14 protein-coding genes are annotated in these 15,505 nt (G+C 43.7%); 8 read left to right on the top strand and 6 right to left on the bottom strand.

Annotation, left to right across the window (positions count from 1 at the left end; genetic code table 11):
* Positions 1–72: 72 nt before the first annotated feature.
* Both PN466_RS07300 and PN466_RS07295 read right to left on the bottom strand, forming a co-directional pair.
* The gene (locus PN466_RS07300; RefSeq protein ID WP_271938206.1) at positions 73–912 is read right to left on the bottom strand and encodes a substrate-binding domain-containing protein; all 840 of its coding nucleotides are present in this window, start codon (positions 910–912) and stop codon (positions 73–75) included.
* 81 nt (positions 913–993) lie between these two features.
* Positions 994–2,799: a sensor histidine kinase gene (locus PN466_RS07295; RefSeq protein WP_271938205.1), complete on the bottom strand. Its 1,806-nt coding sequence runs from the start codon at positions 2,797–2,799 to the stop codon at positions 994–996.
* A 637-nt stretch (positions 2,800–3,436) separates the two neighbouring features.
* Between PN466_RS07295 and PN466_RS07290 the strand changes: the two genes are divergently transcribed.
* The 5 genes from PN466_RS07290 (at position 3,437) to PN466_RS07270 (ending at position 8,455) form a co-directional block, all read left to right on the top strand.
* Positions 3,437–3,667 carry a hypothetical protein gene (locus tag PN466_RS07290; RefSeq protein ID WP_271938204.1) on the top strand — a complete coding sequence of 77 codons (231 nt, stop codon included), beginning with the start codon at positions 3,437–3,439 and terminating at the stop codon, positions 3,665–3,667.
* Between the two features lie 257 nt (positions 3,668–3,924).
* Positions 3,925–5,001, top strand: coding sequence for an amino acid ABC transporter substrate-binding protein (locus PN466_RS07285; protein WP_271938203.1), 1,077 nt, complete (start codon positions 3,925–3,927; stop codon positions 4,999–5,001).
* A gap of 88 nt (positions 5,002–5,089) precedes the next feature.
* Entirely contained in the window at positions 5,090–6,259 is a 1,170-nt protein-coding gene (locus PN466_RS07280; RefSeq protein ID WP_271938202.1) for an amino acid ABC transporter permease, read from the top strand.
* A 78-nt stretch (positions 6,260–6,337) separates the two neighbouring features.
* Positions 6,338–7,555, top strand: a complete 1,218-nt coding sequence (locus tag PN466_RS07275; protein WP_271938201.1) for an amino acid ABC transporter permease — start codon at positions 6,338–6,340, stop codon at positions 7,553–7,555.
* A gap of 108 nt (positions 7,556–7,663) precedes the next feature.
* Positions 7,664–8,455 (top strand): amino acid ABC transporter ATP-binding protein, encoded by a 792-nt coding sequence (locus PN466_RS07270; RefSeq protein ID WP_271938198.1) that lies wholly within the window; start codon positions 7,664–7,666, stop codon positions 8,453–8,455.
* Between the two features lie 108 nt (positions 8,456–8,563).
* On the opposite strand, the gene PN466_RS07265 is transcribed toward PN466_RS07270, so the two are convergent.
* The 3 genes from PN466_RS07265 to ribD form a co-directional block, all read right to left on the bottom strand.
* The gene (locus PN466_RS07265; protein WP_271938196.1) at positions 8,564–9,022 is read right to left on the bottom strand and encodes a hypothetical protein; all 459 of its coding nucleotides are present in this window, start codon (positions 9,020–9,022) and stop codon (positions 8,564–8,566) included.
* A gap of 131 nt (positions 9,023–9,153) precedes the next feature.
* Positions 9,154–9,714, bottom strand: coding sequence for a hypothetical protein (locus PN466_RS07260; RefSeq protein WP_271938193.1), 561 nt, complete (start codon positions 9,712–9,714; stop codon positions 9,154–9,156).
* A gap of 113 nt (positions 9,715–9,827) precedes the next feature.
* A complete protein-coding gene (gene ribD / locus PN466_RS07255) occupies positions 9,828–10,943 on the bottom strand; it encodes a bifunctional diaminohydroxyphosphoribosylaminopyrimidine deaminase/5-amino-6-(5-phosphoribosylamino)uracil reductase RibD (RefSeq protein ID WP_271938277.1) in 1,116 nt (371 codons plus the stop codon).
* Between the two features lie 174 nt (positions 10,944–11,117).
* On the opposite strand from ribD, the gene PN466_RS07250 reads away from it, so the two are divergent.
* The 3 genes from PN466_RS07250 to PN466_RS07240 all read left to right on the top strand — a co-directional run bounded on the left by PN466_RS07250 (position 11,118) and on the right by PN466_RS07240 (position 13,349).
* Positions 11,118–11,816: an MBL fold metallo-hydrolase gene (locus tag PN466_RS07250; RefSeq protein WP_271938190.1), complete on the top strand. Its 699-nt coding sequence runs from the start codon at positions 11,118–11,120 to the stop codon at positions 11,814–11,816.
* Between the two features lie 44 nt (positions 11,817–11,860).
* Positions 11,861–12,406: a rhodanese-like domain-containing protein gene (locus tag PN466_RS07245; RefSeq protein WP_271938188.1), complete on the top strand. Its 546-nt coding sequence runs from the start codon at positions 11,861–11,863 to the stop codon at positions 12,404–12,406.
* Positions 12,407–12,572: 166 nt separating this feature from the next.
* The gene (locus tag PN466_RS07240) at positions 12,573–13,349 is read left to right on the top strand and encodes a sulfite exporter TauE/SafE family protein (protein WP_271938186.1); all 777 of its coding nucleotides are present in this window, start codon (positions 12,573–12,575) and stop codon (positions 13,347–13,349) included.
* Positions 13,350–13,361: 12 nt separating this feature from the next.
* Here PN466_RS07240 and PN466_RS07235 read toward each other — a convergent pair whose 3' ends face one another.
* Complete coding sequence (locus tag PN466_RS07235) at positions 13,362–15,314, bottom strand: sensor histidine kinase (RefSeq protein ID WP_271938184.1); 1,953 nt, start codon at positions 15,312–15,314, stop codon at positions 13,362–13,364.
* Positions 15,315–15,505 lie beyond the last annotated feature (191 nt).

The following is a 15,505-nucleotide window of genomic DNA, read 5'->3' as shown; positions in this document are numbered from 1 at the left end:
GAGGTAGATTCAAGCCTTTTGTTCTGGGGAACAGGGTTGATTTAGTCAGAGATCCCAAATGGGTTCTATAGATTAGAATTTGGGATCGGCTAAGATATAGCCATTCGACTCCAGTATACTTTGCGCTTCTGGAGTGGAGATAAAATTAAGGAAATCTTCAGTTGTCGGTTTAAGTTGATCCAAGGCAACAATACCAATCGTTTGAACCATCTTATATTGCTCATTCTGAATATTCTCTAGGGTAGGAGCAACTCCATCTAGAGCAAGGCTCTTTACTGAAAAGTCTTCGAGTTCTTCGGAGTAGGCGATCAGTCCGATACTATAAGGAGTTATACTTACTGCCTCCACAATTTCATCATCATCTTCAAATAAAACTGCTTGGGGAGTAATCGTCAGGTCTTGCCCTAAATAATGTTCTCGTAAAAGTTGCTTTTCTGTTTCATCTTCTGGTATATCAACGAGGATAATGTCGCCATCGATATCGCCCAATTCTTTCCAGTTAGTAATCCCACCCCTGTAGATATTTTGAACTGCCTCAGTGTTTAAAGTGTCGAGTCCTTGAACTTGTTCGTTGACTATCAAGACTACGGCATTGCGAACCAACGGTATATATTGAAGATTTTCGGTTTTTTCTATGGCAGTGACTGGTATACTAATTGCCCCAATATCCAAAATGTTATCTCGCACCCCACTTAGACCTCCACTACTTTGGCTACTGGACATAAAGACAATCTCAACATTCTCCCGATCGTAAGCATCTGCCAACAGTTCTAACATGGGATAAGCTTCTGACGATCCGCCAATTGTGATAGTACTCTGGGAAGATGAAGAGCGATCGCCAGCAGTACAGCCGATCAACATGGCTCCGGCTAAGAGTCCGATCCATCCTATCTTGGCATTCTTTCGTTTCATCCGATACCTCCTTTTGTCTGACTAACCACTATAAGATACAGCACCTTGTGCATCCCCTATTCCCTAGCACACAAGACTATATTACTCCTCTAGCGGTAGTTCAATGATAAACTCAGTTCCCACTCCTGGAGTAGAATGACACTTCAAGGTTCCTCCACAGCGATCGACGATGATGGAATAACTAATTGATAATCCCAAACCCGTTCCACTTCCGATGGGTTTGGTGGTAAAAAAGGGATCAAATATCTTATCCTGAACTTCTTCACTGATGCCACAACCATTATCCGAAATTGTGATTTGAACTGACGAGAGATCGGTGCAGTCTATTTTGAACACAATTTGAGGAATGTTAGAATTTGCTGTATCTAATCTTAGATCGTCCAAAGCATCGATCGCATTATTAATTAAATTCAAAAATACCTGATTTAATTGTCCTGGATCGCAGGTTAGCCAGGGGGATCTTTTGTAGTCTTTAATAATTTTTATTTCTCTTTTAGGAATGGTTCCCGCTTGCATAGTCTCCTGAATTCTGTGTTGCAAAATTAACAGCGTCGACTCTAGATTTTCATTGATATTGATCAGCTTAACCCCTGATTCATCTAACCGAGAAAACGTTCGTAAACTTCTGACAATTGTACTAATCCGTTCTGCTCCACTTTTAATTGAAGTTAATAAACTGCGAAAATCCTTGACGACAAAATCAAGATCTATATCCAAGTGAGTTTCGGAGATAGTTTGAGTAGATTCGGGACAGTCGTCTCGATAGACACTTATGACATCAAGCAAATCCTCTACATAATCAATAGCCGGTTGAATATTGGCATAAATAAAGTTGACTGGATTATTAAATTCATGGGCTATTCCAGCGATCATTTGCCCTAAACTAGACATTTTCTCAGATTGAATCAGTTGAGCTTGAGTCAAGTGAAGTTCTTGCAATGTTTCTTCCAATTGCTCTACTTTTGTTTTTAGTTTGTTCTCCATATTCTCTTCTTTTTCTTGTAACTTATTAGACATGATGTTAAAAGAATGAGCCAATCGATCTAACTCATCATTATAATAGACAGGCAACTGAACCCATAAGTTCTGATAAGCAATTTTTTGAGTTACTTCAGTCATGAAAGTAATCCGAAAAACGATTAATTTAGAGACAAAATAACCCACAATTATTGCGACAGTCAATCCCACCAACGAAAACAAAAATAGACGAATAAAAAAAACTGTTTGGGTCTTTTCTAGACCCTCTAGAGAAGAAATGATCACTAATTGCAATTGAGACTGGTAAATTCCTGGGAGACTAACGGTTGTTCCTAAATAAGTGCGATCGCCAATTTTTACGATCGATTCCTCAAAATTACTCAGGGAATTTTCAGGCGGTGGTAGCCAGACAAATTTCTTGACTTCTGGTAAACTCGAAGCCACAATTTTATGGTCTTGGAAGATAACTATTGATACCTGGTTTTTTTGAGCTATTTCACTCAGGAAATCAAAGTTTATAATGCGCCCAAGAATTACGCCACCAATAATCCCTTGATTCGACTTGATAGGTGCCGTCCCAATCAAAACTGGTGATACAGTATTATTGGCTTTGTCTTTTGCACTGACTATTGTGGAAATACTTGCTCCACTTATGGCTTGTGAAATAGCAACTTCACGATCGACTTTGGCGTTGCTAATCTCATTTATCTTGAAGTTGATTAAGGTTTCTTTTTGAATATCGATGACTTGAATTAGATCGACTTCTAATAAAAATTTTAAGGGCAGTAAATATTGTAGTAACAGATCTTCGTTGAAGTTTTCCACTCCTTTACGAATATCTTCTGTTTCAACTATAAGTTTGGCTTCTACACGTAGTTCTTCGGTTTCATTTTGGAATTGTTTTACCATCAATGCAGATATACTATCTACTTCTAGAAGTTGCCTTCTCTCCAAGTATTTCAAAAAGTAATAACCAATACTAACTGTTCCCGAAATCCATAGGACTAAGAAGGTACAAACAAATGGAACACTGATTTTTTGCTGTAATGGAAATTTTGAGTAAGTTCTAACAAATAAACTTTTTCTCCAAAATCTAGAGGCGGTTTTAGTCGAGATCATTAAACAATGGTATTTACGGATTGTTACAGTACTTATAGTCACTAGTATAGCAGCATTTATCTTTGCTGTGCTATGAACTACATGAATAAGGGTTTGTAATCCTAACTAGAAGCGCTAAAAACGCAGCCAATTCTGTTGTTGACTCTTCCTATTTTCCCATCCCCATATGCCCCTTCCCACCACAGCACCAAGCGCTGTATAGCATTATGGTTAATTAGTGGGGTCATTGCCCGCGAGTCTTAATGTATCCTCAGAATTATGATGTGTAAACTCGATCTTAACAGTTAAACCTTCGGACTCATGGGAGTGTCAAGTTATGAATCATTTTGTTAAGGTTCACTACCTTTGATGGGATCTTGTGTCAAACCGGTGAGTTATAGGTTTAAAGTAGGTATGATTATAAAGAAATCCTTAAGGAGGCATCATTATGACTCCCCATCTGCTACGTCAGCTCTGGTCACTGATTGAAACGACTCAGCCTCAACGGTTATTGAGACTTGATGACGCGAGTCTGGTACAATGGCTATTGGGTAATATGGCTCAAGAGCGATCGCTCAATGGAGAAGAAGCAGATTTACTCTCTCACTATATAGAATCCCGTTGTGCCCTGATTCGGGATTTAGCTCAAGAGCGCCTGTCCCCCGAACTCTTGCCATAAGGAATAGCTTAAAGTCCCGCTTTAACACGGTTCTCCTGGTGACAGCGCCTCAATAATCAGGCAGAACTTAGGCTGGCGATCAAACGGCGATCGCCTGAAGAGGTGTTCTAGAACACGCAAAAATTTCTCCTGCTGATACCAAATCTAGCAGATGCTGCTAATATCTTAAAGATAAAATTTAAGAAAACTTGAAGCCACTCTAAGCAAAGTGGCTGCTTCAAGATGACTGTCTATCAGTGAGGAGAAACCCTTTACATATGGCTAAGTGGCAATCTTTATTAATGTCGGTTCTATTGCTAGCTCTCCCCTTGGCAGCTTGCGCCCCTCCCCCGTCTGATAACGCTGATGGAGGAGGAGATGGAGAGTCTTCAGACTCGGCATCCCAAAGTCGTTTGGATGTCGTGAAAAATCGCGGAACCCTAATCTGTGGGGTAGATGGTGGTATTCCTGGATTTAGCTTTGTGGATGAAACCGGAGAATATTCAGGAATTGATGTGGATGTTTGTAAAGCTGTAGCTGCCGCTGTCTTGGGCGATCCAGATGCAGTAGAATATCGGAACCTTGATTCTACAGAACGCTTTACTGCCCTAGCGGGTGGTGAAGTGGATATGCTTTCTCGAAACACGACTTGGACAACCAGCCGAGATACGACCGTTGGTCTAGAATTTGCACCAACCACATTCTATGATGGACAAGGCATGATGGTGCGTCAAGATAGTGATATCACCTCCCTGGAAGATTTTGAAGGTAAAGCCGTTTGCGTAGAAGCGGGAACGACTACCGAGCTGAACTTAACCGATAATATGCGGGAAGCAGGAGTTACTTTTGAAACCGTAACCTTCCAACAGGCTGACCCAGCTTATGCAGCCTATGCAGAAGAACGCTGCGAAGGAATGACTTCAGATAAATCGCAGTTGATTGCTCGTCGCAGTACCTTACCGAATCCAGAGGAGCATATCCTGTTGGAGGTCACCCTGTCGAAAGAACCCCTCGGCCCTGTAACCCTTAATAATGATTCTACCTGGTTTGACGTGGTTAAATGGGTAACCTACGGTTTGATTGAAGCAGAAGAGTTGGGAATTACTCAAGCCAATGTCGAACAAAGCAAAGGAAGTGAAGACCCCACCATTCGCCGTTTCTTGGGCGTTGAAGGTGATTTGGGAACAGGCTTAGAACTCGATAATGATTTCATGGTTAATGTGATTTCGTCCGTTGGGAACTACGGTGAAGTTTACGAGCGCAATTTGGGTAAGGAATCTCAATTTCAGTTAGATCGGGGTCAAAATGACCTTTGGAATCGTGGAGGATTGCTCTATTCTCCTCCTTTCCGATAAATTTAGTTATCGGTAAACAGTTAGCCGTCACCTGTGATGCGATCATGGGTGACGAGTCTTAAGTTCTCCCATTTAATCTGTTCTTGTTATGACCTCGGCAAATGAGCATACGATTCCTTTGTGGCGTGATGATCGATTTTGGCGAGTCGCGCTCCAAGTTTTGGCGATCGCGATCGTTATTTCTGTTATTAGTCTATTAACCTATAATGTCTCCAATAACCTCCAACGAGCGGGCATAGAGTTCGGGTTTGATTTTTTGGATACCCAAGCTTCCTTTGCCATTGGAGAAAGTATCATTCCTTACGATCCAGCCAGAGACAGCTATGGCCGGGTTTTATTAGCTGGGTTGGTCAATACCCTACGGATCATTATTTCTGGCATTATCCTCACAACATTAGTGGGAATTGCCGTGGGAGTTGCCAGTTTTTCTAATAATTGGTTACTGCGAAAGGGAAGCGAAGTTTATGTGGAGTTGATCCGCAATGTGCCCCTGCTCTTACAGTTGTTTTTTTGGTATCGGGCCGTTTTTTCTAAGTTGCCCAGACCCACAGATCGTATAGAGGTGATGGGACTCGCGTTCTTGAGTAACCGAGGGGTGTTTCTCCCTTGGCCAAAGATGGGTTGGTCTCTAGCGATTTGGTGCAGTGTGTTGATTGGATTGGCGATCGCAGCGGTTGTCCTGTGGAAAATACGGATTAAGTCCATGGTGGAACGGGGAAGTTCTGGAAAACCCCAGTTAACGGCCTTGTGGATTATTGGCATGGTTGCCCTACTGATTATTACAGTTGCCTTTGGATGGGAAAAACCGACGGAAATTGAGCTAGGTCAGATTACCGGAGGGTTGCGCCTGACTGGAGAATTCGCCGCCTTGCTGACAGGCTTAGTGTTGTATACGGCTGCCTTCATTGCCGAAATTGTCCGAGCCGGGATTCAAGCTGTAGCCAAAGGACAATGGGAAGCCGCGCGTGCCCTGGGTTTGCAGTCGGGTTTAATGATGCGTTTGGTGGTATTTCCCCAAGCTCTACGAGTGATTATTCCCCCCTTAAGTAGTCAGTACATGAACTTGGCTAAAAACTCCAGTTTGGGAGCGGCGATCGCCTACGCGGAAATCTACAATGTAGCCAATACAACCTACAACCAAAGCGGGCGACCCGTAGAAGTGATGCTCATTATCATGGTCACTTATTTGCTGATGAATTTGATCATTTCTTTAGGAATGAACCAAATCAACCGCGTGGTGCAACTACAAGAGAGATGATTTGAGGATAGGGAGAGAGGGAGATCGACGATTGCCAACATAAAGCAGGAAGAAATCAAAAATTAATTATCCATTAACATGACTTCTGTACCTAGTAACTTAACCGATATGGCACCGCCACCGGAGATGCGCGATACTCCGGTAAACTGGATTAAAAATAATTTGCTTAGTCCCTGGTATAACGGTTTAATCACTTTCATTATTTTAGGGGGATTAATCGCCCTAGGTTATAATTTTCTCTCCTGGTCATTCACCGATGCTCAATGGGATGTGATCCCGCGAAATCTCCACCTATTGATGGTCGGTCGCTATCCCAGTGAAGAATACTGGCGCTTATGGATTTTAGTCGCTCTAATTAGTGTCTTTTCTGGCTTATCTTGGGGCGTAATTGTCCGATCGCTCACCCTCTTTAGCCGTAATATTCTCATCGGCTTAGGCATCGCTGCCCTAGGATGCGTGATCACTCCGACTCCCATTGTCTATCGTGCCTTATTAGTAGGGTGTTTGGTGGCGATCGCCGGTAGCGCTTGGATCGGCCAACAAGTCGGGAACGTTCAACCAGCTCTCGGAAAATGGGTTTCCTTTGGCTGGTTTGGCGTATTTTTAATCGGACTGTGGCTCATTGGTGGAGGACTGGGTTTAACCCCTGTGGGAACCAATGAATGGCAAGGCCTATTGCTCACCGTTCTCATGGCTATTGTCGGCATTACCTTAAGTTTTCCCATCGGTTTAATTGCTGCTTTAGGAAGACGTAGCTCCTTACCCGTGGTCAAAGCCCTCAGTATTGCTTATATTGAAATTATCCGCGGTGTTCCCCTGATTACTATTTTATTTATGGGCCAGGTCATGATTCCCCTATTTCTCCCCGAAGGAATGCGTCCCGATCGGGTGATTCGGGCGATCGTCGGCTTAACCTTGTTTAGCTCCGCTTACTTAGCGGAAAATGTGCGAGGAGGTCTACAAGCGATTCCCAAGGGACAGGCGGAAGCCTCACGGGCCCTAGGTTTAAGTACTCCTTTAACCTTGATTCTAATTGTTCTCCCCCAAGCCCTGAAAGCTGTGATTCCAGCTATGGTGGGTCAATTTATTAGCCTATTTCAAGATACGACCCTGTTGGCGATTACCGGCTTGGTAGAATTATTAGGAATTAGTAACTCGATTTTAGCGAACCCCAAATTTCTGGGGCGCTTTTCAGAGGTATATCTATTTGTTGGAGTTCTCTTTTGGGTATTCTGTTATGCCATGTCGGCTGCCAGTCGATGGGTAGAAGGTAAACTGAATACAGAACACCGCTAATAAATCGATCGTGTTGTAGGGGCGGGTTATCCCAAAGCTAGGAAACTCGCAGATAACCTGACTAAACCCGCCCTATTCCCCATTCCCTATTCCCCATTCCCTATCATCATGACCCATTCCGATCCTCTCATTAAATCTCAAGATAATCCAACTCCTGTGGACACCGAACCCGCCATCATTGCCCAAGAGGTTCATAAGTGGTATGCCAGTAATAAATTCCATGTCCTGCGAGGGGTGAGCTTAGACGTTCAAAAAGGCGAAGTGGTCGTTGTTATGGGGCCGAGTGGTTCCGGGAAATCGACGTTTATCCGCACCTTTAATGCTCTAGAAGAATATCAAAAGGGAAAAATTATTATTGATGGGATTGAATTATCCCACGATTTAAAGAATATTGATGCGGTGCGGCGCGAAGTGGGGATGGTGTTTCAACAGTTTAATTTATTCCCTCATTTAACGGTTTTGCAAAATGTAACCTTAGCGCCGATTTGGGTACGGCGTTGGAAGAAGGAAAAAGCCGAAGAAATTGCTCTACAGCTCTTAGAAAAAGTAGGAATTTTGGAGCAAGCCAAGAAATTCCCCGGACAGTTATCGGGAGGACAACAGCAACGGGTAGCGATCGCCCGCGCTCTGGCGATGCAACCGAAAATCATGCTCTTTGATGAACCCACTTCAGCCCTCGATCCAGAAATGGTACGCGAGGTACTTGATACAATGCGATCGCTTGCTCAAAGCGGTATGACCATGGTTTGTGTTACCCATGAAGTAGGGTTTGCCCGTGAAGTTGCGGATCGAGTGGTGTTAATGGCTGATGGGGTCTTAGTGGAGGAAGCAACCCCTGATGAATTTTTTAACAACCCCAAGGAGGAACGAACACAGAAATTCTTATCACAAATTTTGTAACGAGTCTGGAGTGCCTGGAGTGTCTGGAGTCTCATTTTTCAGGGAAGAATGAAACAGCCCTGGGGTTTGAAAAGTGGTGAGGAGTAAAGAGATCGGCTTGCTTTTCCCTTATCGGGGACAAACAAGAACGCCATTGGCATTCTCAACAATGGAACCCTCAACATCGTTGATGTAAATGGTATTTCCAGTTAACACTCGTACAAGTCTGGGTTTTTCTTGCAAACATTCACCAATCGTTTCCGCCCAGCGAATCAGTTCGCTCGTATCACTGGTGACTCCAAAAGCATCTGTGATTGGGGTATTAGAGCTAATGCTGGTATCTTGGAAAATTGCAGTTTCAATCGGTAAGCTGAACCGCAAGGGCAATACTTTGCCGGTCGGTGATGTGGTTACATATTCTCTAGGGCCAATATATTTGCCACCGTAGAGTTCTTGGAAAGCTGTTTTCCGATAGTAGTCTACCTGAATGCTGGGGATACGATCTTGGGCTTTGAGAGCTAAGGGAGAAGCGACAACAGCTACAGTCGCTAAGACTGAAGCCGCAACTATCTTGAGAACATTCTTCATGATTTCCACCTTTAATCGAGTAAATTCAAGGGTAAGGCATCAAAGGTCAACTGTTCCGGTCAGTCTGCATAGACTTAGACCTTAGATTAAGCACGATTCTACTATAGCAGAGTGAATAAAAACTGGGATTTTCATTTAGGTAGAAATTCGGGCAGGGGAGCGCTTTCAGGTGGGGATTGATTCAGATATTGAGACATTACCCAGTATCCAGCATAGGCGGGAATCATCAGGGCGAGGAGGAAGGCAAGGGTGGCGAACCAAATTTTAGAGTGACCGGACGATCCATAGTGGCATCGATAGGGGTCAAAGGAGAGGGTTTCTGGGCGAATTTTCTGTCGAGCTGCGATCGCTCGCCGAAATCTGACTCGGCGATCATCAAGTTTTTCTAACAAAATCCAACCGGCTTGGGATTCTTCACGACAAAGTTGATGCAATATAGTCGGATTGCGAAATAAATCACTATTGGCTCGCACAATCTTGAATTCCCATCCGCGTGCTTTGGCTGAACCATTCTGATTCCCTTGTCCTTCTGTACCAAAGTGTTCTTTGGGTTCGTAATGGGTCAAAACTTCTTCCTCCTCCTCATTCCGTTTCTGGATTTCGATATAACTGCGATGAATACTATTGCCCATCATCAGCAATTGACATCCCAAGCTACTGAAAAATAAACTACTAATGACTAATTCGAGCATATAGCGCTTCGCGTGGTAATGGGTAATGGGTAAGGGTCACCCGTTAAGGTTCTAAGCATAGGGTCAAGGAGAAGGCAAGAGGCACGAATAGCAATAGTTCCCATTTTTAAGGCTTAGAGCGAATCGCGGTTAACGAGATAACCCTCAATTAATATATCGCTGCCTAAAGATTGATACTGAATACCCGTTAAACTTAGAGCTTCAGTCATTTGAGTTAATCTTAAATCGCCCACGGGAGAAGGAGCGCGATCGCCCCCAATAATTTTGGGTGCAATAAAAGCATAAACTTTCTGCACCATTCCAGAGGCGATCGCCTGCGCTCCCAGTTGTCCTCCACATTCCCATAACACCGATAAAAATCCCCGTTGATATCCATATTCCATGACAGCTCTGGGAGTTAGTTGGGGAAATTCCACCACTTCAACCCCCCAGTTGCCCAGCTCCGTCTGTAATTGGGGATTAGCGCCTTGCTCCGTTAAGACCACGGTTGGTGCAACCCACTCCCACAATTGCGCCGATCGCGGTAAATTCAAAGAACGACTCATCACCATCCGTACCGGATTGCGATCCACGACTCCATGGGTAGTTAATTGGGGATTATCTTTTCTGACTGTATTCCCCCCTACAATCACTGCATCACAAGTCCCTCGCAATTGATGTACCCACCGCCTAGAGGCTTCTCCAGTGACCCATTGGCTATGACCTGTGGTTGTAGCGATTTTTCCATCTAATGTCATAGCATACTTAAAAATGCCCCAAGGGAGTTGATGGCGGATACGATGAATAAATGCTTCATTGAGTTGCTGACACGCTTTTTCTTCTACCCCCACCTTAACCTCGATTCCCGCTTCTCTGAGCCGTTGAATACCTCCACCAGACACCCTCGGATCGGGGTCTACCATCCCCACCACCACTCGCTTTACTCCCGCGGCAATTAGAGCTTCTGTACAAGGAGGAGTGCGGCCATAATGATTACAAGGCTCTAAATTCACATAGACAGTTGCTCCCCAGGCGCGATCGCCCGCCTCTTGTAGGGCAAACACTTCAGCATGGCTAGCTCCAGCGCGGGGATGGAAGCCTTCCCCCACAATTTGATTGTCCGCCACCACTATCGCTCCCACAAGGGGATTTGGAGCGGTTCGCCCAAGGGCTTGGCGGGCTAATTCAATGCACCGATGAATGTAAGGAGAATCTACCTCTGAGTGAGATTCAGTCGAGGAATCAATCAAGGCTGTAATCGGATAGTTGATACCTTTGAGCAAGAAGCCTGGCTGATTCTAGCATAAATTGATGTTGGGATTACAAAGGAGAGAGTGGGGGAGTAAACCACTAGGATGTTTTTAGTTTGCTAAATCTCTAAATAGTGATATAATTTTGGTTAAGCGTGAATAAAGGAGACTTGGATGCTATTTCGTCAATTATTCGATCCAGAAACCAGCACGTATACTTATCTGTTAGCCGATCTGAAGACTCAAGAGGCCCTATTGGTCGATCCGGTGCTAGAGCAAGTGGATCGTGACCTGAAGCTGTTGCAGGAGTTAGGGTTAAGTCTCCGCTATTGCCTAGAAACCCATATTCATGCTGACCATATTACCGGGAGCGGCCAGCTTCGGGAAGTGACCGGTTGTACATCCCTAGTTCCTCAACAGGCTGGAGTCCTCTGTGCCGATCGCTTTATGACTGATGGGGAATTATTACAAGTTGGAGGCATTGAGATTCAGGCGATCGCCACTCCGGGTCATACCGATAGTCACATGGCCTATCTGGTGAATGGACGCAAAGTGCTTACGGGTGATTCTCTGCTCATTCGAGGATGTGGTCGTACCGACTTCCAAAGCGGCGATCCCGGTCTGCTCTATGATGCCATTACTCAACGGTTATTTACGCTTCCCGACCCCACAGAAGTCTATCCTGGTCATGATTATAAAGGCTGCACGGTTTCTACCATTGGCGAAGAAAAACAATTCAATCCTCGTTTAGCCGGTCACACTCGTGAGAGTTTTATCGCCCTCATGCAAAGTTTAAATTTACCCAACCCGAAAAAAATCGCCGAAGCAGTTCCTGCGAATCAAAGATGCGGGAAAGTGCCGGCCGTAGCTTAATGAAGTCTCTATCTAATCCTTTCCTGAGTCAAATTTAATCAACTATGGTTACCCCTCAAAATCTGCAAGATAAACTACAATCAATTGACAGTTCTTCGGTACAAGAATTGTGGGAAAAAGATCGGATTCAGTTCATTGATGTGCGCGAACCAAGTGAATATGCTGGCGAGCGCATTTCAGGAGCTATTTCTCGACCCTTATCTCGTTTTAATCCGGATGATTTTCTCCCCAATTACACCAAACCCTTCATTCTCTATTGCGAAACAGGAAATCGTTCAGCCACGGCTGCCCAAAAGCTCTTTCTAGCAGGATTTGAAGAGGTGACCCACCTAGGAGGAGGATTAGAGGAATGGAAGCAACAGGGATATCCGACCCATGTTAATCCCAAGGCTCCGATTAGCCTGATGCGTCAGGTTCAAATTGTAGCCGGTTCTTTGGTGTTAACTGGAACTTTATTGGGGGTATTTGTGGCTCCCGGTTTCTTGTTTTTAAGTGGTTTTGTGGGAGCAGGATTGATGTTTGCCGGAATGAGTAATACCTGTATGATGGCTCAGTTATTGGCAAAATTACCTTACAATAGAATTCGGTAAGAAGTCCGGTAATAGGAACTCTAGCAATAGTCTATAAAATTAGTACATTACTCTTTATTTTCTTCCCACTTATGCCAGAGGTCTAATCAGCAAGTTTAGAGTGGATTTCTCTCTCTGCTGGTAGAGGGGGAATCAGTAAAGAGTCAGGAGCAATGAGGAAAATCAGATGGTCGTGAATCTGGTGGGACATGCTTTGGCCGTTTGTATGGGCTTGAGTTTGGGTTTAATTGGTGGTGGCGGTTCAGTATTAGCTCTGCCAGTGTTAATGTATGTGATGGGAGTAGAGACGAAATCAGCGATCGCCATGACGTTAGCTATTGTCGGTAGCGTCAGTCTCATTGGAGTCATGTCCCATTGGCGATCGGGTCATGTGAACCTCAAAGCAGCAGCAATGTTTGCACCTCCAGCTATGGTGGGTTCCTATCTAGGCGCTAAAATTGCGACTCAACCCATGGTGAGTCCCACGATACAACTGATGGGTTTTGTCGCTATGATGGTGACGGCCAGTATTTTAATGATTCAGAAGAGTCACACGCAAAAGAGTGAAGAGACACTGAAAGCTCGCCAAGTTTCAGGACTTTGGCAGAGGTTTATACTCATTCCCTTAGCTGGCTTCAGTGTAGGATTAGTGACCGGATTTGTGGGGATTGGCGGCGGTTTTTTGGTCATTCCAGCGTTGGTTTTATTGATTCAGATTCCCATGAAAGAGGCGATCGGGACATCTCTGTTGGTGATTTCGTTTCAATCAGTAACCGGGTTTTGGGGATATCTGAGCAGTCAGATCCCGATTAATTTACCTTTGGTGTTTTCCTTCATTGTTGCTGCAAGTACAGGAATTATTTTGGGGTCATATTTAACTCAGTTTGTGCCTGGAAAGCAACTAGAGAAAGGCTTTGGCTATTTTCTGCTAGCGATCGCCGTTTTTATCGTGGTCAAATCCTAATCCGATCTGCACTCACACTTCAGTTTTCAAAGCCTGCGATCGCTCCAATTGTTGCACATCAATCAAAGGCAACACAATTTCCACCGTTGTTCCCTGTCCATCTCCCTCACTATACAGAGCAATCTTACCGTCCATCATCTCAATCAAATTCCGAGAAATCGCCAATCCTAAACCCGTCCCTTCAAACTTACGAGTCCGAGTTCCATCAGCCATGACAAACGGTTGAAACAGCTTGGATTGAGCAGAAGGATCAATGCCAATTCCCGTATCTTTGATTGCAATTCTCACCTGCGATCGGGCCAAATTATTGCCGTTAGAATTTGCCTCCAGATGGAGCTTAATTCTCTCCACTTTGATCGTAATTCCTCCCTCTTCAGTAAATTTAACTGAATTGCCGATAATATTCATGAAAACTTGCTTCAGTTTATCTGCATCCGCAGCGATCGGAATTGAGTCAGGAATACTTTCATAACTTAAAGATAAGCCTTTCGATTGTATCGGAGCTGATTCAATATCGATCACCTCTTTAAGAATCTGATTTAAATCCACGGGGGCTAACTCTAGAGATAGTTTACCTGCTTCAATCTTAGATAAATCCAAAATATCATTAATAATTGAGAGTAAATGGAGGGCAGCATTATCCACTTGTTGCAAAAACTCAAATTCTTCTTCCTTATCATCACAGAAGCCATCTTTAACCAAGCGAACCGATCCAATAATCGCATTGAGAGGCGTTCTTAATTCATGGGAAATACTTGTTAAAAACTCACTTTTGAGCTGATTAGAACTTTTCGCTTCTTGCCAAGCAACTTCTAGTTCTTCTGCCCAACTGGTTAACCGTGCTACCATACTATTGAGGGCTTTAGCCAGTTGATTAAACTCATGAATCTTGAATTTCTGGGGAATGGCTTCCGGGGAAACACTGCATTCAACACTTTGGGCATATTTTCCTAGTTGTTCAACTGGAGTAACTAAAGAGCGGGATAAAACTAATATTGCAATTAAATTAGCTGCAATCAATCCTAAAACTAAATTAATTAACGTTTGCCGAATTTCCTGAAGGCCATAGAGAGCGTGTTCAAGGGGGGTGACCGCTAAAACAACCCATTTACCATTGGTTGAGCCAGTCGTCGTTGGATTAGGGATAGCTGTATATCCAGCAATCACTTCTCGACGACTTTGATCGAATCCAGGTAAGTGGAGAAAATCACTTTTTCCTCCTGTAGCCGATCGGATAATAGAGTCTAATCTAGATTTAAGATTTTTGTTTTTTTGCTCACTAATATTAGTCCCAATTCGAGTGGGATCGATATGAGCAATGATTGTTCCTTCTTCATTAATGATTACTGTATAGCCGGATAAGGATTTTCGATCTTGATTTTGTTGGAGGGGAACAGTCGCTTCAATAACTAGATTAGATTGGGGTTGTCCAGAAGGATCGTAAACTGGCGCATTAATTAAAAAATGGAGTTTATCTTTACCATAATTATAGAAAGCAGATGGTAGAGCTTCTAAGAGTAACTTAACTTCTACATGAGTCGAAAATCGTTCATCGGGTTTTTGAGCGATTTTTTCAGGGTCTAAGTTTCCGATTTCATCTCCTTCACAGGTATTAGAAATTAATTTATCTTCGGTTGAATTGTGTAGTTGTAAACACACCACAGAATTAGAAAAACGTTGACTTAGCTCGTTGAGGTAGGGATCTATTGTGGACAAGTCCCCTGATTGCAAAATTCCACTTTCACTGGCCGTTTTTACTTGATCGGTCAGAGCTTTGATACTTAGATCGAGGCGATCGCCTTTTTCAATGGCACTTTCAATAATATTATACCGAGCCGTTTCTAGTAAACTCGAACGCGCTTTACGGTAGGTGGCATATTGAAGTAAAAGTAAAACGGGAATCGTCATCAGCAAAATCCGTCCCATGAGAATGCGACGAAAAGAGGTTTCAGTGGATTGGAGCAAACGGAAGAACTTCAACATACCCTAATATGGCAAAGGATTGCACAGTAGGAGCATCACTAGGATAACTCCTAGGTTGGGACACAATTAATTAAAATGGATGTTCGATAGAACGCCTTGATTAATTGTATGAAATTGCAAGTGTTTTTATCTACCAAAAATTACGGAAATTACGCAAGTATTTTGACCGGAAG

The organism is Roseofilum reptotaenium CS-1145, assembly GCF_028330985.1.
Taxonomy (GTDB): Bacteria; Cyanobacteriota; Cyanobacteriia; order Cyanobacteriales; family Desertifilaceae; genus Roseofilum; species Roseofilum reptotaenium.
This window is presented reverse-complemented; position numbering and strand designations above follow the sequence as displayed.